30 protein-coding genes and 1 pseudogene are annotated in these 24,485 nt (G+C 45.6%); 7 read left to right on the forward strand and 24 right to left on the reverse strand.

Going from position 1 to position 24,485, the window contains the following annotated elements; genetic code table 11:
• The 7 genes and pseudogenes from AC6R03_RS16675 to AC6R03_RS16705 all read right to left on the reverse strand — a co-directional run.
• Positions 1-1,218, reverse strand: a complete 1,218-nt coding sequence (locus AC6R03_RS16675; protein WP_500631375.1) for an oligosaccharide flippase family protein — start codon at positions 1,216-1,218, stop codon at positions 1-3.
• A gap of 32 nt (positions 1,219-1,250) precedes the next feature.
• Positions 1,251-1,811: a dTDP-4-dehydrorhamnose 3,5-epimerase gene (gene rfbC / locus AC6R03_RS16680; RefSeq protein ID WP_500631376.1), complete on the reverse strand. Its 561-nt coding sequence runs from the start codon at positions 1,809-1,811 to the stop codon at positions 1,251-1,253.
• Positions 1,798-2,697, reverse strand: coding sequence for a dTDP-4-dehydrorhamnose reductase (gene rfbD, locus AC6R03_RS16685; protein WP_500631377.1), 900 nt, complete (start codon positions 2,695-2,697; stop codon positions 1,798-1,800). Before rfbD ends, rfbC begins: the two co-directional genes overlap by 14 nt.
• 2 nt (positions 2,698-2,699) lie before the next feature.
• A complete protein-coding gene (rfbA, locus tag AC6R03_RS16690) occupies positions 2,700-3,578 on the reverse strand; it encodes a glucose-1-phosphate thymidylyltransferase RfbA (protein ID WP_500631378.1) in 879 nt (292 codons plus the stop codon).
• Positions 3,578-4,666, reverse strand: coding sequence for a dTDP-glucose 4,6-dehydratase (gene rfbB, locus AC6R03_RS16695; RefSeq protein ID WP_500631379.1), 1,089 nt, complete (start codon positions 4,664-4,666; stop codon positions 3,578-3,580). The genes rfbA and rfbB overlap by 1 nt, the downstream gene beginning before the upstream one ends.
• Before the next feature lie 337 nt (positions 4,667-5,003).
• Entirely contained in the window at positions 5,004-5,330 is a 327-nt protein-coding gene (locus AC6R03_RS16700; protein ID WP_500631380.1) for a hypothetical protein, read from the reverse strand.
• 257 nt (positions 5,331-5,587) lie between these two features.
• Positions 5,588-5,872, reverse strand: a pseudogene (locus AC6R03_RS16705) (helix-turn-helix domain-containing protein); the annotation flags it as partial.
• Between the two features lie 278 nt (positions 5,873-6,150).
• Between AC6R03_RS16705 and AC6R03_RS16710 the strand changes: the two are divergent.
• The 5 genes from AC6R03_RS16710 (at position 6,151) to lpxM (ending at position 9,652) form a co-directional block, all read left to right on the forward strand.
• Positions 6,151-6,474, forward strand: a complete 324-nt coding sequence (locus AC6R03_RS16710) for a hypothetical protein (protein WP_500631381.1) — start codon at positions 6,151-6,153, stop codon at positions 6,472-6,474.
• Between the two features lie 71 nt (positions 6,475-6,545).
• Positions 6,546-7,046, forward strand: a complete 501-nt coding sequence (locus AC6R03_RS16715; protein WP_500631382.1) for an N-acetylmuramoyl-L-alanine amidase — start codon at positions 6,546-6,548, stop codon at positions 7,044-7,046.
• Positions 7,043-7,384, forward strand: a complete 342-nt coding sequence (locus tag AC6R03_RS16720; protein WP_500631383.1) for a hypothetical protein — start codon at positions 7,043-7,045, stop codon at positions 7,382-7,384. The genes AC6R03_RS16715 and AC6R03_RS16720 overlap by 4 nt, the downstream gene beginning before the upstream one ends.
• A 267-nt stretch (positions 7,385-7,651) precedes the next feature.
• A complete protein-coding gene (gene rfaD, locus AC6R03_RS16725) occupies positions 7,652-8,593 on the forward strand; it encodes an ADP-glyceromanno-heptose 6-epimerase (RefSeq protein WP_500631384.1) in 942 nt (313 codons plus the stop codon).
• A gap of 102 nt (positions 8,594-8,695) precedes the next feature.
• On the forward strand, positions 8,696-9,652 hold the full coding sequence (gene lpxM, locus AC6R03_RS16730; protein ID WP_500631385.1) for a lauroyl-Kdo(2)-lipid IV(A) myristoyltransferase: 957 nt from the start codon (positions 8,696-8,698) through the stop codon (positions 9,650-9,652).
• An 85-nt stretch (positions 9,653-9,737) separates the two neighbouring features.
• On the opposite strand, the gene AC6R03_RS16735 is transcribed toward lpxM, so the two are convergent.
• Genes AC6R03_RS16735 through AC6R03_RS16755 form a run of 5 tightly spaced genes read right to left on the reverse strand, consistent with a single transcriptional unit; the run spans position 9,738 to position 14,124 of the window.
• On the reverse strand, positions 9,738-10,709 hold the full coding sequence (locus AC6R03_RS16735) for a glycosyltransferase (RefSeq protein WP_500631386.1): 972 nt from the start codon (positions 10,707-10,709) through the stop codon (positions 9,738-9,740).
• The gene (gene coaD / locus AC6R03_RS16740) at positions 10,709-11,197 is read right to left on the reverse strand and encodes a pantetheine-phosphate adenylyltransferase (RefSeq protein ID WP_500625414.1); all 489 of its coding nucleotides are present in this window, start codon (positions 11,195-11,197) and stop codon (positions 10,709-10,711) included. Before coaD ends, AC6R03_RS16735 begins: the two co-directional genes overlap by 1 nt.
• Positions 11,198-11,205: 8 nt before the next feature.
• Positions 11,206-12,279, reverse strand: a complete 1,074-nt coding sequence (locus AC6R03_RS16745; RefSeq protein ID WP_500631387.1) for a glycosyltransferase family 9 protein — start codon at positions 12,277-12,279, stop codon at positions 11,206-11,208.
• A complete protein-coding gene (locus AC6R03_RS16750) occupies positions 12,272-13,063 on the reverse strand; it encodes a glycosyltransferase family 2 protein (protein ID WP_500631388.1) in 792 nt (263 codons plus the stop codon). The genes AC6R03_RS16745 and AC6R03_RS16750 overlap by 8 nt, the downstream gene beginning before the upstream one ends.
• Positions 13,060-14,124 carry a glycosyltransferase family 9 protein gene (locus tag AC6R03_RS16755; protein WP_500631389.1) on the reverse strand — a complete coding sequence of 355 codons (1,065 nt, stop codon included), beginning with the start codon at positions 14,122-14,124 and terminating at the stop codon, positions 13,060-13,062. Before AC6R03_RS16755 ends, AC6R03_RS16750 begins: the two co-directional genes overlap by 4 nt.
• A gap of 71 nt (positions 14,125-14,195) precedes the next feature.
• On the opposite strand from AC6R03_RS16755, the gene AC6R03_RS16760 reads away from it, so the two are divergent.
• Entirely contained in the window at positions 14,196-14,897 is a 702-nt protein-coding gene (locus AC6R03_RS16760; protein WP_500631390.1) for a 3-deoxy-D-manno-octulosonic acid kinase, read from the forward strand.
• On the opposite strand, the gene AC6R03_RS16765 is transcribed toward AC6R03_RS16760, so the two are convergent.
• From AC6R03_RS16765 to AC6R03_RS16790, 6 genes are all read right to left on the reverse strand, one after another.
• Positions 14,894-16,120, reverse strand: coding sequence for an O-antigen ligase family protein (locus tag AC6R03_RS16765; protein ID WP_500631391.1), 1,227 nt, complete (start codon positions 16,118-16,120; stop codon positions 14,894-14,896). The genes AC6R03_RS16760 and AC6R03_RS16765 overlap by 4 nt on opposite strands.
• A complete protein-coding gene (gene waaA, locus AC6R03_RS16770; protein ID WP_500631392.1) occupies positions 16,110-17,390 on the reverse strand; it encodes a lipid IV(A) 3-deoxy-D-manno-octulosonic acid transferase in 1,281 nt (426 codons plus the stop codon). Before waaA ends, AC6R03_RS16765 begins: the two co-directional genes overlap by 11 nt.
• Positions 17,390-18,454, reverse strand: a complete 1,065-nt coding sequence (gene waaF / locus AC6R03_RS16775) for a lipopolysaccharide heptosyltransferase II (protein ID WP_500631393.1) — start codon at positions 18,452-18,454, stop codon at positions 17,390-17,392. Before waaF ends, waaA begins: the two co-directional genes overlap by 1 nt.
• Positions 18,455-18,467: 13 nt before the next feature.
• Positions 18,468-19,298: a glycosyl transferase family 90 gene (locus AC6R03_RS16780; protein ID WP_500631394.1), complete on the reverse strand. Its 831-nt coding sequence runs from the start codon at positions 19,296-19,298 to the stop codon at positions 18,468-18,470.
• Positions 19,299-19,362: 64 nt separating this feature from the next.
• Positions 19,363-20,256: an O-antigen ligase family protein gene (locus AC6R03_RS16785; RefSeq protein ID WP_500631395.1), complete on the reverse strand. Its 894-nt coding sequence runs from the start codon at positions 20,254-20,256 to the stop codon at positions 19,363-19,365.
• Positions 20,240-20,584 (reverse strand): hypothetical protein, encoded by a 345-nt coding sequence (locus AC6R03_RS16790; protein WP_500631396.1) that lies wholly within the window; start codon positions 20,582-20,584, stop codon positions 20,240-20,242. Before AC6R03_RS16790 ends, AC6R03_RS16785 begins: the two co-directional genes overlap by 17 nt.
• A gap of 252 nt (positions 20,585-20,836) precedes the next feature.
• On the opposite strand from AC6R03_RS16790, the gene AC6R03_RS16795 reads away from it, so the two are divergent.
• On the forward strand, positions 20,837-21,604 hold the full coding sequence (locus AC6R03_RS16795) for a glycosyltransferase family 25 protein (RefSeq protein WP_500631397.1): 768 nt from the start codon (positions 20,837-20,839) through the stop codon (positions 21,602-21,604).
• An 8-nt stretch (positions 21,605-21,612) separates the two neighbouring features.
• Here AC6R03_RS16795 and mutM read toward each other — a convergent pair whose 3' ends face one another.
• From mutM to AC6R03_RS16825, 6 genes are all read right to left on the reverse strand, one after another.
• Positions 21,613-22,419: a bifunctional DNA-formamidopyrimidine glycosylase/DNA-(apurinic or apyrimidinic site) lyase gene (gene mutM / locus AC6R03_RS16800; protein WP_500631398.1), complete on the reverse strand. Its 807-nt coding sequence runs from the start codon at positions 22,417-22,419 to the stop codon at positions 21,613-21,615.
• A gap of 86 nt (positions 22,420-22,505) precedes the next feature.
• Positions 22,506-23,045, reverse strand: a complete 540-nt coding sequence (locus AC6R03_RS16805; protein WP_500631399.1) for a hypothetical protein — start codon at positions 23,043-23,045, stop codon at positions 22,506-22,508.
• A gap of 195 nt (positions 23,046-23,240) precedes the next feature.
• The gene (gene rpmG, locus AC6R03_RS16810; RefSeq protein WP_260260108.1) at positions 23,241-23,411 is read right to left on the reverse strand and encodes a 50S ribosomal protein L33; all 171 of its coding nucleotides are present in this window, start codon (positions 23,409-23,411) and stop codon (positions 23,241-23,243) included.
• 13 nt (positions 23,412-23,424) lie between these two features.
• A complete protein-coding gene (gene rpmB / locus AC6R03_RS16815; protein ID WP_334554869.1) occupies positions 23,425-23,661 on the reverse strand; it encodes a 50S ribosomal protein L28 in 237 nt (78 codons plus the stop codon).
• 348 nt (positions 23,662-24,009) lie between these two features.
• A complete protein-coding gene (locus AC6R03_RS16820; RefSeq protein WP_500631400.1) occupies positions 24,010-24,360 on the reverse strand; it encodes a four helix bundle protein in 351 nt (116 codons plus the stop codon).
• A gap of 43 nt (positions 24,361-24,403) precedes the next feature.
• Positions 24,404-24,485, reverse strand: an 82-nt coding sequence (locus AC6R03_RS16825; RefSeq protein ID WP_500653677.1) for a JAB domain-containing protein, incomplete at its 5' end; no start/stop codon positions are given.

Genomic DNA, 24,485 nt, shown 5'->3' on the forward strand with positions numbered 1-24,485 from the left:
CTATTTACCTTTAATTATTGCAGTATTCCTAAGATAACATTTAGTTTCATTGAACAAAAACAAAGAAAAATAGGAAGACACTGAGTAAGAAACCAATGATGCACATGCCGCACCATAAAAACCCCATAATGGTATCAAAATCAAATTTAAAACCACATTAACAACTGCACCTAACGAATGAGTAATGACCGAATATTTTAATAAATTGGAAGTAATTATCCACTTACTTAGTACCGCTCTTACAAACACAAAAGATGATGAGATTAGATGTATTAATAGCACATAATAACTATCTATGTACTCTCTACCATACATTACTATTATTAGAGGATAAGAAACAACCCCAAGAAGCAACGAAATAGCTATAGATATTTTCAATAGCTTTATTTTAAGACTTCTAAGTTCGCTGTAATAGTCGTTTAAGCCACTTTTAAATGCTTCAATTATCTTGGGCAGATATGATGCTGCAATAACATTTGCTACGAAGAAAGTTGACTCGGAGAATTTAGTGGCAACTGAATAGATTGAAACTGATTCAGGCCCAATAAAATATTTTAGCATGATAATATCAAGCTTAAGATTTATTACCTCAGCAAATCCAGAAGCAATCAAAACACTTCCAGCACCAACAAATCTTTTCGTGTATCGCAGTTTAATTCTATTTTTATTTATTATTATTCTTGAAACAAAATAAGTCAAAACATTGAACAAGATCACCTCAGTTGCATATATGATAATTGCATCATTTACACTCAACCGATCGTCGACATATAAGTATAACTTTATAACAACAAATATTAATGTTATTACCAACCTTAACTTTGTTATCAGTATAGATTTCAAGTATGATTGACATAACACTTCAAACACTTGAAATGCTTGTGAGATTAAAATTGATATTACAAATATTTTCGTAACAACATTTATACCATCAAAGCCCAATGCTTGGATAATAACATATGAAATTAAAGCACATACTAATCCACTTGTAGCTTTTATAACGAATGCATTTGATATTAGTGATTTTTGCTGTCTAGGGTATTTTATTATCACACTGGACAAATAGCCATTCAATCCAAACGCAGCTATTGGCAAAAATAGCGTTACAGATGTTACAATAGCATTGTAATTTCCGAAATTTTCTAACCCTAAAGTTCTTGCTAAAATTATAGACCAAAGAAAAGAAGAAAATAGTAGTGTTAGTTTATCTGCGATCATCCAAATCGAATTGGAAGAGTACTTATTGAGAGTCAAAGCAGTTCACTCTCATTAATTTCTTGCAATAATTTTCCATTCTTGTCTTTTTCTGATAACAAAACTTCAGCATTATTAGAAATTGGCCACTGTACATTTATGTCAGAGTCACTCCATAAAAGTGACACTTCAAAATTTGGGTTATAGTAATCGGTACATTTGTAGACGAACTCAGCCTCAATTGAAGTCACATAAAAGCCATGAGCAAATCCTTCAGGTACCCATAGTTGCCTTCTATTCTTATCTGACAAATATACGCCTACCCATTGACCAAATGTCGGTGAGTCTTTGCGAATATCAACTGCCACATCATACACTTCACCAGAAACCACTCGAACTAGCTTTCCTTGAGTGTTTTTTGTTTGGTAGTGTAGGCCTCTTAATATTCCTTTTTTTGATTTTGAGTGATTATCTTGTACAAAGCTAGTCGGCTTACCTGTAACTAGTTCTTCAAACCGTTGTTGATTCCAAGTTTCCATAAAAAAACCACGCGCATCTCCAAAGACACTAGGTTCAATAATTTTCACATCAGGTATCTTCGTATCAATTACTTTCATTTAATTGCTCCGTGTACAAATCAAGTGCGTCTAAAGCTGAAATCCAATCACTAGCCTCAATACCCAAAGTACTGGTAATTTTATTTGTAGCTAATTTCGAATTTGATGGTCGTTTAGCAGGGGTTGGGTATTGCATTGTAGTTATACTGTAAAGTGAAGGTTTAACTTTAATAACTCTTTGCTGAACTGCTTTATCAAAAATCTTATTTGCAAACTGACACCAACTTACATGTGGAAGTCCAGAGTAATGATATACCCCATATTCAACGTGCTTACCCATTGTGATCTTCTTTGCGATAACTATAAGTGCTTTTGCAATATCACCTGCGTAAGTCGGCCCGCCAAATTGATCAGCAACGACACTCAATTCATCACGCTCTTGACCTAAACGAATCATCGTCTTAACAAAGTTATTCCCATGCTCACCGAAAACCCAAGCTGTTCTTAGAATAATGTGTTTATGACATGCCTTCGAAACTTCTACCTCTCCCGCCAGTTTACTTGCGCCATAAACTCCTTGAGGGTTGGTTGCATCAGTTTCTACATACTCACCATCTTTGTTACCTTCAAATACATAATCTGTAGAAATATGTAAAATAGCTGCTCCGGTTTCCTTCGCTGCTTCAGCAAGAAATCTCGGCCCATCACAGTTTATCGCATACGACAGTTCAACTTCACTCTCAGCTTTGTCTACTGCTGTATGAGCCGCTGCGTTGATAATAATGGTAGGTTTGAAAGCTCTAACGCTGTCGAATACTGTGTCTCGATTTGTAATATCTAGCTCGTCCCTATCTACTGCGAGCAAAACAACACCATCTTTGTGCTCAAGCATCTCCGTCAAACAATGCCCAACTTGGCCTTTGGCGCCAGTTACAAGAATGCGCATGACTAACTTCCCTTATTTTCATTTACAAGGCGAGTAAGATATTGACCATATTCATTTTTCATCATCGGCTCTGCAATACAAAGAACCTGCTCGTTCGATAACCACCCATTGCGCCATGCTATTTCTTCTAAGCAAGCGACCTTTAATCCTTGTACATGCTCAATAGTCTGAACAAATGACGATGCTTCATGTAAACTTTCATGAGTGCCTGTATCCAACCAAGCAAAACCTCGACCTAAAAGCTCTACATTGAGTGAACCATCATTTAGGTACATTTCGTTGAGCGTGGTAATTTCAAGCTCACCACGGTCTGATGGTTTAACTTTCTTAGCCATCTTCACGACTCTGTTGTCATAAAAATAGAGACCAGTGACTGCATAATTGGACTTAGGTGTGGCTGGTTTTTCTTCTATCGATACCGCTTTCATGCTTTCATCGAATTCAACCACACCAAAACGCTCAGGATCTTTCACTTGGTAGCCAAATACTGTAGCGCCCGTTTCTCGTGATGCTGCATTTCTCAGTGTTTGAGAAAAAGATTGACCATAGAAAATATTATCACCCAAAACTAAACACACACTGTCATCACCAATGAATTCCTCACCAATGATAAACGCTTGTGCTAAACCATCAGGGCTTGGTTGAACTGCATATTCGAGATTGATACCAAAGTCTGAGCCATCTCCCAACAGGCGCTTGAAGCCCGCGTTATCTTCTGGTGTAGTGATGATGAGAATGTCTCGGATACCCGCAAGCATCAACGTTGAAATTGGGTAGAACACCATCGGCTTGTCGTAAATCGGCAGAAGCTGTTTTGACACTCCTCTAGTCAGAGGGTACAAACGCGTACCAGAGCCACCTGCTAATACAATCCCTTTCATTATTTTTCCTCGCCTGTAACTATGCCAAGACGTTCACGTTGATAGCTGCCATCCTGAACGTTTTGACACCATTTTGAGTTGTCTAGATACCACTGAACCGTTTTGCGAAGACCTGTTTCAAACGTCTCTTCAGGCGTCCAATGAAGCTCATTCTGCATCTTACTCGAATCAATCGCATAGCGACGATCGTGACCTGGACGGTCTTGTACGTAAGTAATTTGGTCTGAGTAAGGCGTTTCTTTTGGCACTAACGTGTCGAGAATGTCACAAATCGTATTTACGACTTGAATGTTTTTCTTTTCATTGTGACCACCAATGTTGTACGTTTCACCGACTTTGCCCTCGGTAACTACTTTGTAAAGCGCACGAGCATGGTCTTCCACGAATAGCCAATCACGAATTTGATCGCCTTTACCATAAATCGGTAAATCTTTACCTTCTAGGGCATTCAAGATAACTAATGGGATAAGCTTTTCAGGGAAGTGGTAAGGACCATAGTTGTTTGAACAGTTGGTAACAATAGTTGGCAAGCCATAGGTTCGCAGCCATGCACGTACTAGGTGGTCGCTTGACGCTTTTGATGCCGAATATGGGCTTGATGGCTCGTAAGAAGTCGTTTCCAAAAACATTGGAAGCTCTGTTCCTTCTGGTACTTCATCAGGGTGAGGAAGGTCGCCATACACCTCGTCAGTGGAGATATGGTGAAAACGAAATGCCGCTTTAGCGTCATCGTCTAGTGTATTCCAGTATTCACGCGTTGCTTCTAAAAGCGTATAAGTGCCCACCACGTTGGTTTCAATGAACGCGGCTGGCCCTGTGATTGAGCGGTCAACGTGTGACTCTGCCGCGAGGTGCATCACCGCATCGGGCTTGTGTGCTTCAAATACTCGATTAAGTTCTGCTCTGTCGCAAATGTTCACTTGTTCAAATGAGTAGCGTACGTTTGATTCAACCGAAACCAAAGACTCAAGATTGCCAGCATAGGTTAAACAATCGACATTCACGATACTGTCCTGCGTGTTCTCGATAATGTGTCGAACCACTGCTGAGCCAATAAAGCCCGCACCGCCAGTTACGAGTATTTTCATTCTTTTCTACCAACGTTAAAAAAGCACCTCTGTGAGGTGCTGTTATTTGTCACTTTCCTATCTCAGACATTTTCTAACACACTGAGACACTTTCTTTGATTTTGAGACAGGCCAACTTACGCCAGCCCTTATTAACTCTCTGTTTTCGCTCAATGGGGCAAAGTAGCCCCAATAGCCACCACCCCATACGCCCGCGCAGAAACGCTACCGCCCTCAGGTCACGCTCCCACTTGCGAAACATTCACCAAATCAATGAACTATCATCAACTCAATGCATAAATTTGGCAAAATAATACATCATTTACTAGGGGGATTAAACTGCTGAATGCCCTTTCGCTTAGCTTGGTGATGAGCGAACTAAACTATCCATCAGCTGGTTCACTGCGGCCCTTTGAATGCATTGATCATCTAATTGGTAATAGGTCTTTTTTGTGGTGCTATCATAACGCTTTATCACATCAATAAATATCTCCGCATTGCGCACCGCAGAGGGGAGTGCGTGGCCGCCAGTCATATTAAGGGCGCGTTTGAGTTCGCTGCCGCTCATCGGTTTAGGGTAGGCGCTCAATAGCACCTCAAGCAACTCTCGCGGTCGGCCGCTGGCGCGGATGATGTACAGGCTTAAAATGTGTTTCTGCTCAGGTAGTGATAATCGGTGTTTCATGATGCCTCCTCCCCTTTCTTTTTCTCGTCCGCACGGCTGCGTTTACGTGCTTTGATCAAACCTTGAATGCGCTCTTCAAACGGGTGGGTTTGCCCTTTGGCGTGATACTCGCTGACTAACTTATCCACAGCACGCAGGGGTGGCGCTGCCTGCCTATAACCCTCTTTATTAATTTCTAATTGGGAGATTCTCGGTGCAGCTGCTGCACGGGGAGAGGGTGAAGACTTTGCTTCCTCTCCGGTGCACGTGCCGTCTAGTTCAACGTGCAAATGGGCAGGGGTGTAGAGCTGGTACAGGTTGCTACGCTGGCGGCCGCGTTTATCAAAGCGATGCACCAGTTCGAGAAAGCCTTGCTCCTCTAACCGTTTGATGTGCTCTTTCACTGTGCGCAGCGAGACTTCGCAATAGAGCGCTAAATACTGGTAAGAGGGAAAGCAGCGGCCGTGCACATCGGCGTTATCGGCCAGCTTAAGTAAGATCAATTTGCTGATGGGCGATCCGGTTTTGGCTTTCATCAGGGTGGCGACTAGGGTGTGGCTCATGAGCTCTCCTCGGCTTTGTTATTGGAATGTAAACAACAAACAAAACAGCCTCTTACCGATTAGGGTTCGCCATACGGCAGAAATACCCTAGTAATTGGTGAGGTTGCAAGCCGCCTCACGCCTAGTCATTCTTTGGCTCATTGGATATGCACCTAATTTTGTACACGCTCGCATTTTTTCCCTTACTCTCTCGGGCTGTATAAATAACCAGAATTTCACCAACCCTAATGGCGAAATGTCGCGTAGAGTGTCGCCTCCTGATTGAGAAGGGAGTTGCTATGCCAGTGTGTCACCAATGCAGTGAATGGGCGATTCGTCGCCTCTGCTACGTGTATTCCCCCTTTGACCCAACCCTAGAGGAGATCTATTTCCCCACGTTCACCTACCCGCACAGCCCCATCAGCCGTGAGGGGTTTATCGCCCTAATTGCCCAGGCCCAACGCTCAGAGCCACTAGGTTATGAGCTCACCTACGCCCTATGGGTAAAAGGCTGTGATTTGGCAAACCTTGCCAAACAAACCGGTGCGGATCTGCAAGCGCTCGAACGCGCCATGAACGCCTTTATCAACACGCTCACCACCCTCTACACCGAACACCCCTAACCCTAACCCTAACCCTAACCCACAACCCATTACCCATTACCCATTACCCATTACCATAATGAGGAACATCAATGCCCCCAACTTCAACAAACCACCCCTCACTACCCGTCACCCCTGCACATAAGCCATACTGCCCCCTAAACACGATCACCGTGCATTGCAGCGCGACCCATGCCGAGCAGGATATTGGAGCCCAAGCCATTCGCGCGTGGCATCGGGCAAAAGGGTGGCGAGATATTGGCTATCACTTTGTGATCACGCGCGCCGGGAACGTAGAGCTAGGCCGCCCGCTGTCACACATCGGCGCCCATGTGCGCGGCCACAACCGCGGCAATATCGGCATTTGTGTGGTGGGCGGGTGTGATGAGCAAGGCGGCGCGCAAGACAACTTCACCCTCGCCCAGCGCAAAGCGCTGTTTGCGTTAATCGAACGGCTGCAGCAAGAACATGACATTTGCGATGAGCAGGTCAAACCGCACCACGCCTTTGCCAACAAAGCCTGCCCGGTAATGGTGCTTCACCCTGTCCAATCCGTTTCTGTGGTTAAACAAACTAACAAGGAGACCCTATGAGCCTTTGGAGCCGTATTTTTGGTAGCCCGTCGTTTATCGATAAAAGCCTAGAAGCCCTCACCGACACAGGAGATGCGATGTTTTTCACCAACGAAGAGAAAGCCAAGCACAAACTCGCCCTACTCAAAGCATTTGAACCGTTTAAATTGGTTCAACGTTATATTGTGCTGCTGTTCACCATCCCTTATGTGTTGCTCCATTCGATGGTAGTGATCGGCTGTATGCACGGTTTTGAGTGGCACCCCATCAGCGAGATGATTAATGAGGCGTTCGGGTATCCGGTTTTAGCGGCGATTGGGTTGTATTTGACGGGAGGGGTGGTTAAGAAGAGTTCTTAAAAGTTCCTAGTGGAAAAGAAGTTCCTAGTTCCTAGAGGTGAGTTTCTAGAGGTGAGTTCCTGGTGGAAGACAAGTGCCTAGTTCCTAGAATTGGATGCGTAAAAGTGGATTTGTCTATCGTCAAGCAGCGCTCTGGGGCTTTACCTTTTTGACGCAATCCCCCCACACACCCTCTAGGAACTAGGTTCTAGGAACTAGGAACTTATCCCCAGTACCTGATATACTTCGCCCATAACGAACAATTTCTAGGCTGAGGTAAACAAACGTATGATCATCGTAACGGGTGGCGCGGGCATGATTGGCAGTAATATTGTCAAGGCGCTGAATGAGCAAGGTATTAACGATATTTTGGTGGTCGATAACCTGAAGAACGGCAAAAAGTTTCAGAACTTGGTGGATCTGGATATTGCTGATTACATGGATAGAGACGACTTTCTTGTTCAGATCATGGCGGGTGAGAACTTTGGCCCGATTGAAGCCATCTTCCATGAAGGCGCATGCTCGGCGACCACTGAGTGGGATGGCAAGTACATGATGCTCAACAACTACGAGTATTCCAAAGAGCTGCTGCACTACTGCCTAGATAGAGAGATCCCGTTTCTTTACGCCTCCTCAGCGGCCACCTACGGTGAGACCGACACCTTTATTGAAGAGAAAGAGTACGAAGGCGCACTCAATGTGTATGGCTACTCCAAACAGCAATTTGATAACTACGTAAGACGCGTGTGGGAAGATGCCAAAGCTCACGGCGAGACACTCTCTCAAGTGACAGGATTCCGCTATTTCAACGTCTACGGCCCGCGTGAGCAGCACAAAGGCTCGATGGCCTCTGTCGCGTTCCACCTCAACAACCAAATGAACGCCGGTGAAAACCCGAAACTGTTCGCCGGTAGCGAGCACTTTAAGCGTGACTTCGTCTACGTCGGTGATGTGGCGGCAGTGAACTTGTGGTTCTTTGAGCATGGCGTCTCGGGCATTTTTAACCTGGGTACGGGTAATGCGGAATCTTTCCAAGAAGTAGCAAAAGCCGTGATCAAGTACCACGGCAAGGGCGAGATTGAGACGATTCCGTTCCCAGAGCATTTGAAAGGCGCGTACCAAGAGTACACTCAAGCGGATCTAACAAAACTGCGCGCAGCGGGCTGTGAGCATGCGTTTAAGACGGTGGCGGAAGGGGTCGCGGAGTATATGGGGTTGGTGAATAAGTAACGGGTGATGGGTTGTGGGTTGTGGGTTGTGGGTTGTGGGTAATGGGTGAGAGCCTAGTTCCTAGTTCCTAGTTCCTAGTTCCTGGAAGAGTATCGGGTATTTATGAGTTCAATTCGAAACGATTTTGATCCTAAGGCGTATAATCCGACGTTTCGCCGAGCGTTTCTTGCGCCTAAATATTGGGGGCTTTGGCTTGGGTTATTGGTCGGGTTGCCGATTGCGCTGCTGCCCAATAGGGCGAGAGTGGCGATTGCGCGAGTTATTGCCGATAAAATGGTGAAGAAGCGCAAAGGGTCGGTGCAAAAAGCGCGAATTAATTTGGCTTTGTGTTTTCCTGAGCGCTCAGAGGCAGAGCGAGAAGCCATATTGCATCAGTGCTTGCTCACGGCGGGGACGTTTCTACTTGGGTTTGCGGCTATCTCACTGCGCAGTAAACAGTGGTTAGAAAAGCACTCGGTCATTGAAGGTTTAGAGCACTTAGAGCAGCTTCAGCAAGACGGGCAAAGTGCCATCTTATTGGTGCCTCATTCTTGGGCGATTGATATTCCGGCCATTTTGTTGGCCTCGCGCGGTTTTCCTGTCTCGGCGATGGCCAATAGCCAGAAAAATCCGGTGACAGACTGGCTGATGCACAAGCAACGGGTTCAATACGGTGGCCGAGTGTATGACAGAAGCGGCGGTATTAAACCCTTTATCAAATCCGTAAAAGACGGTTACCTCGGTTACTACTTGCCAGATCAAGACCACGGGCCTGAGCAAAGTGTATTTGTGGATTTTTTTGCAACGGAGAAAGCCACGCTGCCTGGCCTTGGCAAGCTCGCGAAAGTCAGCCGAGCAAAAATTGTCCCGACCTTTGCCAGTTACAATACCCAAACGGGCCAATACGAAATTGAGATCTTGCCGCCGATGGCCGAGTTTTCCGGTGATGATGTTCAAGATGCACGAGCAATGAATGAAGTCGTCGAAACCTTCGTCACGCCAAAACCAGAGCAATATATGTGGATCTTAAAGCTGTTGAAAACGCAGCGAGATGGTAATGATCCGTACGTAGGCTACTAATCGCTCGTCTGCTCATAGACATAAGCAAATCAAGCGGTAAACCTTTATCTAGTCAAACAAGGGAGCACGATGGCTCCCTTGTTGTTTATTTTGTGTAGGGCAAACGTTTGAAGTCTTTAATAATCTCGCCAAGGTTTGGGTTCAACACCTCACCATTGACCACTTTTTCATACTGCGCCAAGTACGCTTTTGACATCACATTGGCATTGAAGTGATCACGCGCGTACTCATGGCAAATGTGAGGTTGATAGCACTGAGCCTCTTTCACCGCCGCTACCAGCGCGGCCTCATCAGAGGATAAAACCCCCACCTGCTCATTAACAAGCTCCGGCAAAGAGCCATAAGGCGTAGCAAATACTGGGCAGCCAAAATACAAACTTTCGGTGATCGCCAAACCAAACGGCTCATGCCAGGTGACGGGGAAAATCAGCCCTTTAGAGCGAGTCATGATCTGAGATTTTGTCGTGTCATCCACCATGCCTAAAAAGCGCACGTGTCTATCGAGCGTGCAGCGAAAGCCCATTTTGAAGTTCAAACGGTGCCCACCTAATACATCGAGAGACTGATTCGCCTTCTTAGTGATATCAATCGCACCTTGGACATTCTTCACTCGCCACGCGGCCTTACCCAAGAAATGAAAACGCTCTCGTTTCGCATTCAAGTCAGGCTTGAGGTAGTTGTCCCAATTTAAGCCGTTGTAAACAAAGGCCTGTGCACCATGGTTTTGTGCGTGTTGCGAGGAAACAAAAATGGTATTGCGGTCAATTGGGCCTGACGAGTTGCCATGTTGGGTGATCACATAGGGGCAGGGCACGGACTCCGGCTGGCTATGAAAATGCACCACATCGATGTTTTGCGGAAGTTGCTCTGCGACCGGGCGATCCGGTTGGTACTCAATCACCGTTGCCCAATCACACTGCGTGCCTTTCCCGGCCAATAAGGTCACCTTGTGGCCGAGCAAGTGCAGAGCGTACACAAGATCCCAGATCACGCGTTCGGTGCCGCCATAGTTTTTTACCGGCAAAGTCGCTTGGGTATAAATTAAGATATTCATCATCAATGGGAGGTCTGGTTGGTTTTAGACAGAATGGCTTGATGCACGCAAGCAGGCACAAACTCTTGTACCTCTCCGCCATGAATCGCGACTTCTCTTACCAGTGTCGAGGAGAGAAACGCAAACTCTTCAGAAGGGGTGAGAAACAAACTTTCTAGCCCGGGTTTTAAACGGCGGTACATAGTGGTTAGGCCAAACTCATATTCAAAGTCCATCGTCGTACGTAACCCGCGTACTAAAATAGTGGCGCTTTGCTCAGTGGCAAAATCCACTAATAGGCCGCTAAACCCTTTAACAGAGACATTGCACACCCCTTGACAGGTTTCTTTGAGCAACGCGACTCGCTCATCAAGGCTAAACAAGGTATTTTTGCTCGGGCTTTCGGCAACGCCCACCACCAAGTGATCAAACATCTTGGCGGCGCGTTGAATTAAATCAAAATGTCCATTCGTAACCGGATCAAATGTACCTGGGTAAACAGCAATACGCATCATCGTCCTTATTTATCTGTCTTCGGTGGAGTGGGTATGTGTGAGAACTGAACTGGATAATGTGAGAGCAAATCATCCAAAGTGCGTTTCACTTCCTCTACGGAGATTTGCGCCATCAAGGCCTTACCTTTGACTCGGCTACCCCAAGGCAGCGCCTCAACCGGTTTGCCATATTGCTGCTGCGCAATTTGCTCATAGACAGACACCACAAAACGCTGGCTGTAGTAAGGCCCTGTTCTCTTAGGGTTGCTGTGCGCGTATAACCCGATAACGGGTGTCAATTGCGTCGTGGCAATATGGGCTGGGCCAGAGTCAGGGGCGAGCACACAATGCGCCCGAGCCAACACAGCCGTAAGCGCCTTTAGGTTGGTTTGGCCTACGAGGTTAGTCACAGGTACAGACATCTTGTCAGTGATGCTCTGCGCCAGCGCTTTTTCTCGCTCGGTTGGCGCGCCACACAATACAATATGCAACCCTTGCGCATGGGCGTAGTCGGCCACCTCCGCGTAACGCTCGGCGAGCCAGTTTCTGTCGTCTTTACTTGCCGCAGGGCTTATCACCAAGTATGGGTGCTCAAGCGTCTTCACGATGGATTTATCTTGTTCACTAACAAGGATTGACCACTTAGGCGGCGCTTCTGGGCAGCCAAGAAAGCGCGCAAACTCAGCAAAGTTATCCAAAACATGCTCGGCGTGAGTCGCGGGCAATTTTTTATTGGTAAATAACCACTGCCCTTCTTTCGCTCTTGCCCAACTAAACCCGACTTTGGTGCGCGCGCGAATGCCCGCCGAGAGTAAGCTAGCCCTTAGTGCCACTTGCATGTGGAGTAAATAATCAAAACGCTCCCCTTTCAAGGCTCTCCAGACGGCTTTCATCCCCTGCCAGCCTTGCTTTTTGTCAAACTCCACCACCCTCACGCCGGGGAGATCGCCAAACAGCTGCGCTTCTATTTTTCCCATCACCCAGGTGATCTGGCAATCGGGATAGGTGCGTTGAATCTGCTGAACCACCGCCAACGCGTGGCAGGTATCGCCAATGGCGGAGAGGCGCAGAATGCAGATGGATTGGGGAAATTTACTCATGATTTAAAAACTTTTCGATACCATTTATACAGCGCACTCGTTTGTTGTTGACGGTATCAGAAAATATCCGATCGTTTTCTGGAAGCGAAGCGCGAGAGTTCTCACTGTGAAACAAATGGTAACCCGCCCCCATAAATTTGAGGTACAGCCTTTCAACCCCTGCATTGAGCAGACGGTTAACGAATTCACTGTCTTCTCTTCCCCAACCAACAAAGTCATTATTGAAGCCATTGACTGTTAAGGCATCTTCTCGCCAAAATGACATATTGCAACTTCTGGTCGAGCGATCGGTGTTCCATACACGGGTAAAGACGCTAGAAAGAAAAGGGCTATGAATCATGTTCTTGCGATTTTTGATCCCACTTGAGAAAAGACCTGGCAATTCTCCCGTCTGAATGACTCGTTTCGAGAGTGCCTCATTCATTTGCACGCGACCTCCTTGAATGAAGTAACCTTTTCGCGCGCTCCTAACATGATCTTCAATAAAAAACGAGGGCAAGACTATGTCACCATCAATAATGATCAGATAGTCACCACGGGCCTTTGCCATCGCTCGATTTCGACTTTCAGCAGCCCTAAAACCGTCATCTTTTTGCCAACTATGAATAAGAGGTATGGGAAATTGTGACGCTAAACGGTCAATTAGGTCTTTAGTATCAGCACGTGAACCATCATCAGCAACGATCACCTCATCAGGCAACATGCTTTGTTGGCGCACACTATTAAGTACCGCTTCTAACGCTTCTTTCCAATTATAGGTTGTGACAATTAAGCTCACTTTCATGATATCGTTTGCTCTTTAATACAAGTGATGACGGCATCTATTGATACTAAATGAGATGCTTTATCAGGCTGAAGGACGGTGACATTGCGTAATGTCTGAGATGGTAGTTCATTCTTGAACGGCGTCGACATATAAGCTTCAACAGAGAGTTGATACGGCCATGGCGCCCACATTGCCGCGTTATGCTTATTAAAGATGGCGACAATCGGCACGTTAAACGCCGAAGCTAAATGCGTTGTGCCTCCATCCGGACCAATATAGCCCGCACTCTTTTCAATTAGCGTCGCCATTTGGGCAATGGATAGCTGTCCGGAGAGATCCTTTACATTCTCTACTTTCCCAAGTAACTTCATAACACTTGAAACCAGCTGCTTGTCTCTCTGTGCTGGAGAGCCAGTGAGCGCGACAGCAAACTGATGCTCAACCAACCACCGTATTAGCTGAGCCCAAGACTCAATGGGCCACTGTTTTAGATCATTCGAGGCCGGTATATGTAACACCCAATAGGGTTTAGACAAGGTAAAAGGCAGCTCCTCGGTCGGCGCCCAAACACCTGTCTGTTGTTGATTCCCTAAGGATTGCAACAATCTCGACCCTCTAACTATTCGGTGCTCCGTGTCATCATCATCCATCACACTGTGGTGACAAAATGGCGGTTTTGAGCGCCAGGTTCCCGCTCTTTTCTGATCGATGACTCGGGCTTGCCAATGCTTCTTTCGCCCCAGTTTTCCAAAGAAAAATGCAAATGTCTCACATTTGCCCGATGGCTTATCATTAATCACCCAATCGTAGCGGCGAAAATGCTTAGGTAACAACGTCAGGAGTTCTTTCATGGAGAACTTATCACTGATCACCAATAACTCATCAAGGTCTGTATTACCTTGGAGTGCAAACTTACCTTTATTCGCCACCAATGCGCAAATATGAGCTTTCGGGTAGGCATGGCGCAGGCTACGAATAACGCCCGTCATCAGCAAGGTGTCCCCTAGATAACGCGTCAGTACCAAAAGTATGTTTAGCCCCTCTCCCGATGGTGGCACATTGGCGAGCATTCGAGCCATGAAGTTTTATTTCCTATCTCTTTTCTTGAGATGTTAGTATGCCACAAACCCCGATCAATACGTAACTCAGCATGCTAACCAAGCAAATCCAAGGCGACCATTTATACTGGTACGATACTTCACTACTGAAAGAAAATGTCAGTGACGCTTTCAATATCGATTTTTGGCGCAGCCAAGACGCTATCACCGGCTATGCAAAAGGCCGAGGCGTGACATGGTTTGTGCAAGGGGAGCTCGCTGAGTATGCCATTCGTCATTACTATCGTGGCGGGCTGTTGGGCAAAGTCATCAATGACCGTTTTCTCTACTTCGGAGAAGCAAAGCTTCGAAACCTACAAGAGTTACAAGTGCTTAAACACCTTGCTGAACATGGGGTAAACGTGCCGAAGCCCGTTGCAGCAAGAGTAGTCAAGTCTTGCCTATCTTATCAAGCGGATATTATTACTCAGCGTATTATCGGTGCCAAATCGCTAGCCTCACTACTTAGTGACAATAATGTTTGCGAATCGACACTGCATTCCGTGGGGCAAGAAATTCGGAAAATGCACGATGTGGGTGTCAATCATACCGATTTAAATGTTCATAACATTCTCATCGATGAAAATAAGACCGTTTGGATTATAGATTTTGATAAGTGCTTCCAACAGTCTGGTGACTCTTGGAAGCAAGGGAATTTGAATAGGCTAAAGAGATCCTTTATCAAGGAAAGTATCCATCAAGAAAACGGTAACATTTATGGAAAAATAGTTGAAAGCTATACCTTGCTGACCTAGCAATTGTCGTCTTTTCCCCTGAAAAATGTTAAGCACAAAACAACTATCCACATTCCAATAAATGATGAGGTCGATGCTCCCATAATTGGTGATTCGGTGAATCCAATCACCACCAAAGATGCAACAAAACTTAACATCATAAAATAGGGCATCCGATTTCTCGAATTATGCTTGTAAAGTCTATAACTCAGAACAAGTGGCACTATATATATTGCAAGTATAAAGGCGATTCCAATTAGACCTTTTTTTGCGGCACTATTGACAATCTCATTATGTAATGAGTGCTTACCATCTGTTCCTAGATTTAGGTTCACTCTCCCCTTTTCTACAAGCTCATTTTGAAATTCTATTCTCTGATTGTAACCCAAACCAAACAATGGCGACTCCAGAAAACTGTATACGCCTGACTTTAACATTTCAATGCGTAAATTAGTTGATGTCTGATTGTCTGTTCCCAGCATCTGAACATCATTAACTGCTCTCTGATAAATACTGGTGTTTTTCATCGCTTGTAAGCCAACAAAAAGAGTGACAAAAGCAACACTGAAAACTAACCAACGCAGTTTTCTGTTTAACGTCAAAAACATCATACCGAGTAGTGGCAAAGATACAACAAGGCCTAGAAGTACAACCTTAGAGCCAGAGCCTAACCCAACCAAAAGAAACAGTATAAAAGAAAACACTCCCAACGCTGAGCATATCCTATTCCCTTTATCTAAATAGTACAAAGAACCAACTAAGGACATATTCATATATATGATTGAAAAATATGCCACGGAAAGAATGTTCACCGTTTCCCCTAATAAAACTGTTCCATAGCGCTCATGACCATTAATATAAAGCAAGAAAACAGGAAACACTAAGAAAGCAATCACACTAGAAAAATAAACACCTTTAATAACAGCATCGATGGATATTTTTTTCCAAACCAGAGCAAATAAAACGATAGCTGAGATAAGGTATCTAGAGGGCGCATCTAATGCAGCTAACCGCCCTCCATCCAAAATAACGTTGGGCAAAGAAATAATAACCGCACTAAATAGTACAATCACCATAGGTTTAAAACCATCAATACGATGATTATCTCGTCGAACCAAGGTATAAATAGAAATAAAAAACAAACTAATAAGAACGAGTAGTATGCCTTTATGTCCTAAAAAAGACAGCGTGGGATACATAAAAGCAATTGATGCTATTATGCTATTTACTTTATTAATTTTCATGTTTATTTAAAATATCATTAATTACTGAAATTGAACGCATTAACGCGCCTTGATTACTGCTTAACCACTTACTCAAATCCACTTCTGAAAAGGAAGTCCAAGCTTTTTTATCCATTACAAGTCTAGTTAACTCATCGGCACTATCAACAACCACCAGAGCATGTATTTTCTGTAATTGATGTGCCATATCTTCAAAATTGTAATAACTCGGACCTGTAATAATCGGTTTCTTTAGCAAAGCGGGTTCAATAAAATTGTGACCGCCCACCTTTTTTCCGATCAAACTCCCCCCCATAAAGACAAGGTCGCTAGCGCCCATGAGCAAGAGCATTTCCCCCATGCTATCACCAAGATATACATCAACACTACTCGCTAAATAGCCCAATTGCTTCGACCTACTCCTACGAACCAAATTCAGTTCGCTCGTTTCGACTAAACTGGCAACATCATCGAAACGCTCTGGGTGACGGGGAACAAGGATCAACAATAACTCAGGCACCGACTCTTTCGCTTTCTTAAAGGCCTGGATGATAATTTCGTCTTCACCTTGATGAGTGCTGGCAGCGATAAATACACGGCGATGCAGGCCAAGCTGATCCCTTAATTGCTCACTTTTGAGCTTCACATCTTGAGGTACAGTAACATCATACTTGAGTGATCCTGCCGTTCTAGCACTAACCACTCCCAGCTGTAAAAAACGTTCTTTGTCATCGTCATGTATGGCTAGAACCTGATTAAGGCGCCTAAAAATAGGACGCATCAGCCAACTCAAGTTTTTGTAGTTGCTGAACGACTTTTCAGATAATCGACCATTCACCAAAACGATCGGTATTTGTCGCTCAGAAACAACACTAATCGTATTCGGCCACAGTTCTGTTTCAATGATCAACATGATGTCTGGTTGAACTGTAGTAAGAAAACGATTCACGCACCACGGAAAATCGATCGGCATATAGCGATGCTCTACACCCATCTTCGCCACTTGTTCAGCGCCAGTACTGGTGGTGGTGGTGACAAGAACGCGCTTGTTGGGGTAACGCTGTTTGAGTGTCAATACCAGTTTTTTGCTCGCCAACACCTCGCCTACAGAGACGGCATGCACCCAAATCACGCCGCTAGAGGTTTTTTCATCCTCAGCAAGCGGCGGGGTAACACCAAAATGCTCTTTCCAGCGAGGGCCGAATTCGGGTTTGTTTGGCCTTTTTCGATACAGCCCCCAAAGTAACAGTGGGCTGACTAACGCAAGAAGCAGAGTGTAGAGAGCTCGCATCAAATCAAACGCTCGGCTTGAGAGTGGCCGCCATCAAACTGGTGAATGGCACTGATCACTCGCTGGGGATCAAGCTCAACCAAGCACTTAAGATGCTGCTTGGGACAGGTACGTTCAAAACACGGACGGCAATCAATATCCGTATTAAGTATTGCCAGTTTTTGGGTCAGTGGCGGCGTGTATTTCGGTGAACTCGACCCATACACCGCGACGACATTGCAACCCACTGCCGCGGCAACGTGCATAAGGCCAGAGTCATTACTCACGACGGTGTGGCACGCGCCAATAAGATCCACCGCCTGAATAAGACTGGTATTTCCGGCTAAGTTGAAACAGTGGCCTTGCTTCTCTTTTGGGACCTGCTGAATGATTTGTTCGGTGACTTCTCGGTCTTTCGCTGAGCCAAACAACCACACCTGATACCCCCGGCCAATCATCTCAGCCGCAACGGTAGCAAAATGTTGATCTGGCCAGCGCTTCGCCGGGCCAAATTCTGCGCCGGGGCACAACCCTAAAATTGGGCGCTCTCGATTGAGCCCCAAAGCGTGCATGGCTTGCGATTGAGCCTCAGGCACCACCGTTAAGTGAGGGTAAGGTAAATCTTGCAAAGCACCTAAACATCCGCTCCCCGTCATCTCACTCTTTGGGTGAGCAAGCGCAACATAGCGCTCAAGCATGTATTGAAACGCTTTCTTGTTACTGCGGATGTCATTGAGTAACCCGTAGCGCATTTCACCCTTCCAACCCACGCGTCGTTTAATGCCTGCGAAAAAGGGAATGAGAGCCGACTTTGCTGAGTTGGGCAGCACATAGGCGGCGTCGTAGGCGTTCTTTTTTAGTGATTTTCCTAACCGGTAGCGCGTCGCCAAATCAAACTGACCGTGACCCAGTGGCATCTCAAGTGCGTGGTTCACTTGCGGCATTCGCTCTAAAATCGGTTTGCACCAAGCGGGGGCGAGAACGTCGATCTTCGCCTTAGGGTATTGTCGCATTAACTCAATGTATAACCCCTGCGACATCACCATATCGCCCACCCATGATGGGCCAATTATCAGTATCTTCATTGCTTACTCTTTCTCAGTCCGCTTTCTTATCGAGCTGGCCAGACAATTCGAAATATCGCTCAAGTGTCTTAATACACACTAGTTTTTCAAGTTCTTCATCTTGAAATGGTTTGATATAGGCATGAGCGTTCTTAACGATCTGTTCTGCTTTCTCAGGGTTCGCCAAGTAGTACTCTATCTTTTCATTAAAGTCTGACCAATCGTCTTTGACTTCAATATAATGCACGCCCGGCTCAAGCGTCCCTTCCATAAACCACGTTTCATATTTCATCTTAGGCGTGATGACCACAGAATTCGAAGACATCGCCCATTTCAGGTTTGAAGCTACATCATTGCCTTCCAAGCAAATCAAAAACTTGTACTGAAGCTGCTCTTCGACCGACATAAAAGGCTTCTGCCATTCTGGGTGCTCGTCTGATGGATTCGACTGCCCAGCATCGACGCGAGGGTGTTCAAACATCGCCTTCATAAAGCGGATTCGATGCGGCTGCGTGACGGCACCACGAAACACCGCCATATCTTTCTTTTCCGCGAAACGAAGTTTGTCGTCCACAAAGCGAAAGTGGCGGCGCTTATCGAGCTTAAATAAAACGGAGTTACTGTTCTTCCCTGCTATCGGGCGAGCTTTAAATAAAGTTGGGATAGGTTCAATGTGCGTTTCGTCACCAAAATAGTAGGCGAACCGAAAATGCTTGGGGAAGTAGTGGAGAAACTCTTTAAGATCGAAGTAATACGACGTGTAACCTTTACGCTTGTACTCCGAAATCGCCGTGCAGTTTTGGGGCAAAGTGAACGAGGTCAGTCCCTTGGTGTAGTAATTGACTCGCTGTTCAATATCACTCATAGAATCACTATGTCGCCGAGCAAGCGTCTGGGCAACATGGTTAAAATAGGGTTTTGGCGTACACTCAAGACACAGGTGTTTCAGGTAGTAGAGAATTTTCATTTTCTGTGCTTATCACTCTAAGTAGTAAGCCTATAGTAACAAAATAGAGTACCGCCGTATCACCATTTTTAAACGGTGAATCCAACAAGCAAAGGAAAGTATAAAGCACACAGGGTGCAACAAGAAGAGCCCGATAAGGTGAGACTAACCGATAAGCAAAGTAACAGGGTAAACCTAGGGCTAAAGTTAACAATGTGAAACCAGCTAGACCAGAGGAAGCGAGCTTATCAATGAAGTTATTGTGTAGATGAGCGTTCGTAACAAAACGATAACCGAGTTCTGTCAGGTTAATTCCATCAACATGCTCAGGTAAAATCCGGCCAACACCGAGCCAAGGGTGGTTCTTAAAAATTTCCCACCCGGCAGCGTACATTTGCAAGCGAAGTCCAATAGAGGAGTCTAAATCCCCGCGCGCAATACGATCAACCTCACCCAATGTATAGTCAATACGCTCCGCTAACAAATACATTGCCGCTATGCCTGCTAGAGAGGCAATAGCGATCAATATTAAGAACTGTTTAAGACAAAACTGGCGCCACAATCTAAGGCTAAACAACAACACAACCACCGCGACACAGGCCAATATAGGCCCTCTCGATTCGGTATACATGAGTGCAAAGCCACATAAGGCCGCGGCTGCATACAAGACAACACGGTTTTTATCTTGGTATTGGATTTGAGTCATCGCCAATGCCAGTAAAATGAGTAACGAATAGTGAGAGGCCAGAGGGATCGGATTGGTCGGTAATCCCATTCGGTCAACTTGAAGAATATAGACAAAGTAAACCGTCAAAATAAAGGCACTGATTGAAGAGATAAACAATAAGGTTTGAAGATGCCTAAGTGACAATTTCATATCTTTTATCACAAACAAAAAGACACAAGCCACAAGCCACAAGCAGAGATCGTAATTCTTGGCTACTGGCGCCGTAAGTGAGATAAGACCCGACAATAAATAGTGGGGTTATGAAAAGAAGATGTAACCAACGATTATAAGGCCCACCATCAAACAGCGCTTTAGCATTCCCTTTTAACCAGGGAAGTGATGATAGGAGGAGAACGACAACAAACCCCACCAAAGGCTTACTGCCCTGATACATCCATATCATGCCAGAAAAAAACCAGCCCAATGTCATAAAAAACAAACATAGCCTGATTGAATTTATCATTTCTAATTTATTCACTGCTTACACTCATATTCTCGCCCTTTCACTAATAATTTGATTTACATCTTTTTTATTGGGCTTTTCTATCGACATTATTATAAATATGTTCTAAACAGTCTACCAAGTTTCAAGGTTTTCTTCGACCTCAACACTACCATAAAAAAAACCAATACGATTCACTTTCCTATATGAGCGTGCTTATATTTTACTAAGCCGAAATACTTTCTCTATAGGCTATAGACACACGCACAACAAGACAAACACATACTCATGCAAGCATTCTGTATCACTCTTCACTCTTGCCAAGACAGACAAGAATACACAACCAAAGTGCTTAAAAAGGCACAGCTCAACTGCGACTTTTTTCTCGGTGTGGATGCCCGAACCGATCAGGACCCTTTACTCGATAGAATTCGATACACACACTTTGAACGCCGAATGGGTAGGCCTGCCGCCATTGGCGAAGTGGGATGCTATGCCAGTCACTATCTCATGTGGCAAAAGTGCGTTGAGCTCAACGAGCCTATTATCGTCTATGAAGATGACTTTGACATCGAACCTGACACTTATCTGAAAACGCTCGACATCGCGAAAGAACACATTGAGACGTGTGGCTACATTCGTATTGAAAACGCAGATAACCACGATATGTTCTACCCTGTTCGTGACTACGGAGAGCAAAGACTGGTGAAATACCTCAAAGTGCCACAGTGTATGACGGCCTACGCGATTTCACCCAAAACGGCTCAGGCGTTTATCGACCATAGCGAGCACTTTGATTACCCGGTCGATGTGTTTTTACGCAACACATGGATTCACAAACAACCCATTTTTGGTGTTTGCCAAGCGGGGCTTTGGGGCGGAAACAAACCATCGATCATTGGCAATCGTAAGCGAAAAGGGAAGAAAAACTACTTTATTGCCTTGATGAAGATTTTGCATAAGTTGATGAACATGACGCTTAACCTCGCTACCAACCTCTACCACCTCGGTAAACTGAGTTCGAACTACAAACCGCTGCGTTGGCGGATTGGGTAAGCCAGCCGCTACACCTGACACCCACCACAATAAAACGTATTCCTCTGCCCAATTTTGAGCTCTTCAATTGGCTCGCCGCAGGTTGGGCAGGGCTTTCCGGCTCTGCCGTAGACTTGTAGCTCTTGGGCAAAGTAGCCGGGCTTGCCGTCGGCTTGGGCGAAATCTTTTAGCGTTGTGCCGCCTTGTTTGATGGCGGTCGCCAGTACGGCTTTGATGTCGCCAACCAGTTGCTGCCACTCTGGCAGAGATAAGCTGCCAGCCGTTCGGCTGGGGTGGATTTTAGCACTAAACAGCGACTCATTGGCGTAAATATTGCCCACTCCGACCACGACTTTGTTGTCCATAATAAACTGCTTTACCGCAACACGTTTGTTGGCGGCTTTTTCTAGCAAGTACTCGGCATTAAATGCCTCGGTCAGTGGCTCAGGGCCGCTGTTGGCGAGTACGGCATGTTGCCCATCCTCACTCCATAGCCACGCCCCAAAGCGGCGCGGATCGTTGTAGCGCAGCACTTTTCCATTTGAGAGTTTGAGATCCACGTGATCATGTTTACCTGCCGGGATCTCAGCATCCAACACTCGCAGCGAGCCAGACATGCCCAAATGCACAATAGCGCAGCCCACTTGAGTTTCAATCAGCAGATATTTGGCGCGTCGAGTAATGGTTTGAATCACTTGCCCCTCGAGTTGAGCCAGCTCTGCAGGGATCGCCCAACGCAATTTAGGCGTTCGAATGGTGATTTTGGCGACGGTTTGGCCGATTAGGTGGGGTGAAATTCCCATACGGCTCACTTCGACTTCAGGTAATTCTGGCATAGGTTATGGGTTATGGGTTATGGGTTATGGGTTATGGGTTATGGGTTATGGGTTATGGGTTATGGTCTGGGGGCGGCTAAGTTTTGTCAATACCGCGGCTGGAGGAAGTCGGGATCCACGGTGATCGCGATCCAATCGTCTTGCCAGTTTTTTAGTAGCCAAAATTGTTCGGTTTTGTACAGCGTGATGCGGTGGGGCTCATCTAAGCCCTGATACCAGACTTCGATGGTTTCTGGATTGCCGAGACTGGCTTGCATGGTGTCGAAATTCTCTGGCGATACCAATGTCCCTTCAATCGAGCGCCAGCGCTCGATGATGTCTGGCGGCGGGACGTCGTCTTTCAATTTTACGTTGGAGACCAATTTGCCGTCTTTGAGCTCAATTTCCACGCCGCGGTAATAGAGCGCGCTGACAGGGTAATTAGGGTTGAGTAGCTTGGGTAATTTGGGCAGCGCCGTCTGCGATTCGCTCGATAGTGATGCATCCGACGCGGCCGGCGTCGAGGGCTCGCCAATTAAGTACGCTTTGATGAGCGACGGGGCATTGAGAATCACCATAAAGGCGATGATGCCAAGGATAAGCCAGTTGTTCCAACGGCGGCGTTTAGCAATGGAAGCTCGAGGCATAGGGGTATCCAGTTATGGGTTATGGGTTATGGGTTATGGGTTATGGGTTATGGGTTATGGGTTATGGGTTATGGGTTATGGGTTATGGGTTATGGGTTATGGGAAGTGTAAATCATAGGCAATAAAAAACCCAACCATATTGCTATGATTGGGTTTCTATTCACGGTTCCCTGTGGGAACTCAAAAAAGCATCAATTACTTGATTTTCGCTTCTTTGTACATAACGTGCTTGCGAACTACAGGATCAAACTTTTTGATCTCGAATTTGCCAGGCATGTTACGCTTGTTCTTATCAGTCGTGTAGAAGTGACCAGTATCAGCAGAAGATACTAGACGGATTTTCTCACGTACGCCTTTCTTTGCCATTGTCTATTTCCTCTTAAACGTTTTCGCCGTTTGCACGGATATCAGCAAGAACGGTATCAATACCTTTCTTGTCGATGATGCGCATACCTTTTGCAGATAGGCGTAGTTTAACAAAACGTTTTTCGCTCTCTACCCAGAAACGATGAGTTTGTAGGTTCGGCAGAAAACGACGCTTAGTAGCATTGCGTGCGTGTGAACGGTTGTTACCCGTTACTGGACGCTTACCAGTTACTTGGCATACTCGTGACATGAATGTCTTCTCCAAAATCGTTTCAGCTCGATATCAACCTTGGTGGCCGAACCTCTCTAGTTCTCAAAGAAGCTATTCTCAAAAGAATTTCGAGGTCTTATACCGCTATGGAAACCCATACAAGGCTATCAAAGGTCGCGCATTATACTAACTTGAGTAGCATTGCTCAAGACCCGAACAGATCCTTTTTACAGGTTTTCGTGATCTTTTTTAGGCAGAGCTGATAATAGTTCAAAAAATGTCGGGGGATTGTAGCAGAATTCGGGGGGTGGACAACTAAAAGTTAAACAAAATCACAGAAAGAAAGAGTGCCTAGTGCCTAGTGCCTAGTTCCTAGAAAATAATTCGTTACCTAAGCGCGCCTGATTTGCTTCTAATCAAGCCTGCTATCATCTTGCTTACCTCTCTGATGGAAGCCTCCAATTGCGTAAAATCCCTGGTCTCAATAATGCCGAGCCGGTGAGACAAGATAAGCTGTGTTAATAGCTCACCAGCAGAGCCCTTAGCTATATACAAGAACCGAATCGCCTCTTTCGCTGAAAAGCGCTCTTCACCTTCAGCAATATTAGATGGTATGGATAGAGCAGAACGGAAAATTTGATCCTTCAAGGCAAACTCATTGCTTCCACGAAACAACTCATGAACACGCTCACATATCAACATGCTCTTCTGCCACACCTTCAACCGCTCAAAATCCACTCTCACCCTCCCCTCTAGGAACTAGGAACTCGCCTCTCTCCGTTCACAACCACCCCCTCTCCGCAAACGAGACCACGTCCCCATCCCCGACCACAAAATGATCCAACACTCGAATATCCACCAGC

The organism is Vibrio sp. R10-SG-ISO4, from assembly GCF_059834135.1.

What these genes read in the sequence shown, in the direction of transcription:
- AC6R03_RS16675 (WP_500631375.1), bottom strand. Translation starts at nt 1,218, where the DNA reads ATGATCGCAGATAAACTAACACTACTATTTTCTTCTTTTCTTTGGTCT.
- rfbC (WP_500631376.1), bottom strand. Translation starts at nt 1,811, where the DNA reads ATGAAAGTAATTGATACGAAGATACCTGATGTGAAAATTATTGAACCT.
- rfbD (WP_500631377.1), bottom strand. Translation starts at nt 2,697, where the DNA reads ATGCGCATTCTTGTAACTGGCGCCAAAGGCCAAGTTGGGCATTGTTTG.
- rfbA (WP_500631378.1), bottom strand. Translation starts at nt 3,578, where the DNA reads ATGAAAGGGATTGTATTAGCAGGTGGCTCTGGTACGCGTTTGTACCCT.
- rfbB (WP_500631379.1), bottom strand. Translation starts at nt 4,666, where the DNA reads ATGAAAATACTCGTAACTGGCGGTGCGGGCTTTATTGGCTCAGCAGTG.
- AC6R03_RS16700 (WP_500631380.1), bottom strand. Translation starts at nt 5,330, where the DNA reads ATGAAACACCGATTATCACTACCTGAGCAGAAACACATTTTAAGCCTG.
- AC6R03_RS16710 (WP_500631381.1), top strand. Translation starts at nt 6,151, where the DNA reads ATGCCAGTGTGTCACCAATGCAGTGAATGGGCGATTCGTCGCCTCTGC.
- AC6R03_RS16715 (WP_500631382.1), top strand. Translation starts at nt 6,546, where the DNA reads ATGCCCCCAACTTCAACAAACCACCCCTCACTACCCGTCACCCCTGCA.
- AC6R03_RS16720 (WP_500631383.1), top strand. Translation starts at nt 7,043, where the DNA reads ATGAGCCTTTGGAGCCGTATTTTTGGTAGCCCGTCGTTTATCGATAAA.
- rfaD (WP_500631384.1), top strand. Translation starts at nt 7,652, where the DNA reads ATGATCATCGTAACGGGTGGCGCGGGCATGATTGGCAGTAATATTGTC.
- lpxM (WP_500631385.1), top strand. Translation starts at nt 8,696, where the DNA reads ATGAGTTCAATTCGAAACGATTTTGATCCTAAGGCGTATAATCCGACG.
- AC6R03_RS16735 (WP_500631386.1), bottom strand. Translation starts at nt 10,709, where the DNA reads ATGATGAATATCTTAATTTATACCCAAGCGACTTTGCCGGTAAAAAAC.
- coaD (WP_500625414.1), bottom strand. Translation starts at nt 11,197, where the DNA reads ATGCGTATTGCTGTTTACCCAGGTACATTTGATCCGGTTACGAATGGA.
- AC6R03_RS16745 (WP_500631387.1), bottom strand. Translation starts at nt 12,279, where the DNA reads ATGAGTAAATTTCCCCAATCCATCTGCATTCTGCGCCTCTCCGCCATT.
- AC6R03_RS16750 (WP_500631388.1), bottom strand. Translation starts at nt 13,063, where the DNA reads ATGAAAGTGAGCTTAATTGTCACAACCTATAATTGGAAAGAAGCGTTA.
- AC6R03_RS16755 (WP_500631389.1), bottom strand. Translation starts at nt 14,124, where the DNA reads ATGGCTCGAATGCTCGCCAATGTGCCACCATCGGGAGAGGGGCTAAAC.
- AC6R03_RS16760 (WP_500631390.1), top strand. Translation starts at nt 14,196, where the DNA reads ATGCTAACCAAGCAAATCCAAGGCGACCATTTATACTGGTACGATACT.
- AC6R03_RS16765 (WP_500631391.1), bottom strand. Translation starts at nt 16,120, where the DNA reads ATGAAAATTAATAAAGTAAATAGCATAATAGCATCAATTGCTTTTATG.
- waaA (WP_500631392.1), bottom strand. Translation starts at nt 17,390, where the DNA reads ATGCGAGCTCTCTACACTCTGCTTCTTGCGTTAGTCAGCCCACTGTTA.
- waaF (WP_500631393.1), bottom strand. Translation starts at nt 18,454, where the DNA reads ATGAAGATACTGATAATTGGCCCATCATGGGTGGGCGATATGGTGATG.
- AC6R03_RS16780 (WP_500631394.1), bottom strand. Translation starts at nt 19,298, where the DNA reads ATGAGTGATATTGAACAGCGAGTCAATTACTACACCAAGGGACTGACC.
- AC6R03_RS16785 (WP_500631395.1), bottom strand. Translation starts at nt 20,256, where the DNA reads ATGAAATTGTCACTTAGGCATCTTCAAACCTTATTGTTTATCTCTTCA.
- AC6R03_RS16795 (WP_500631397.1), top strand. Translation starts at nt 20,837, where the DNA reads ATGCAAGCATTCTGTATCACTCTTCACTCTTGCCAAGACAGACAAGAA.
- mutM (WP_500631398.1), bottom strand. Translation starts at nt 22,419, where the DNA reads ATGCCAGAATTACCTGAAGTCGAAGTGAGCCGTATGGGAATTTCACCC.
- AC6R03_RS16805 (WP_500631399.1), bottom strand. Translation starts at nt 23,045, where the DNA reads ATGCCTCGAGCTTCCATTGCTAAACGCCGCCGTTGGAACAACTGGCTT.
- rpmG (WP_260260108.1), bottom strand. Translation starts at nt 23,411, where the DNA reads ATGGCAAAGAAAGGCGTACGTGAGAAAATCCGTCTAGTATCTTCTGCT.
- rpmB (WP_334554869.1), bottom strand. Translation starts at nt 23,661, where the DNA reads ATGTCACGAGTATGCCAAGTAACTGGTAAGCGTCCAGTAACGGGTAAC.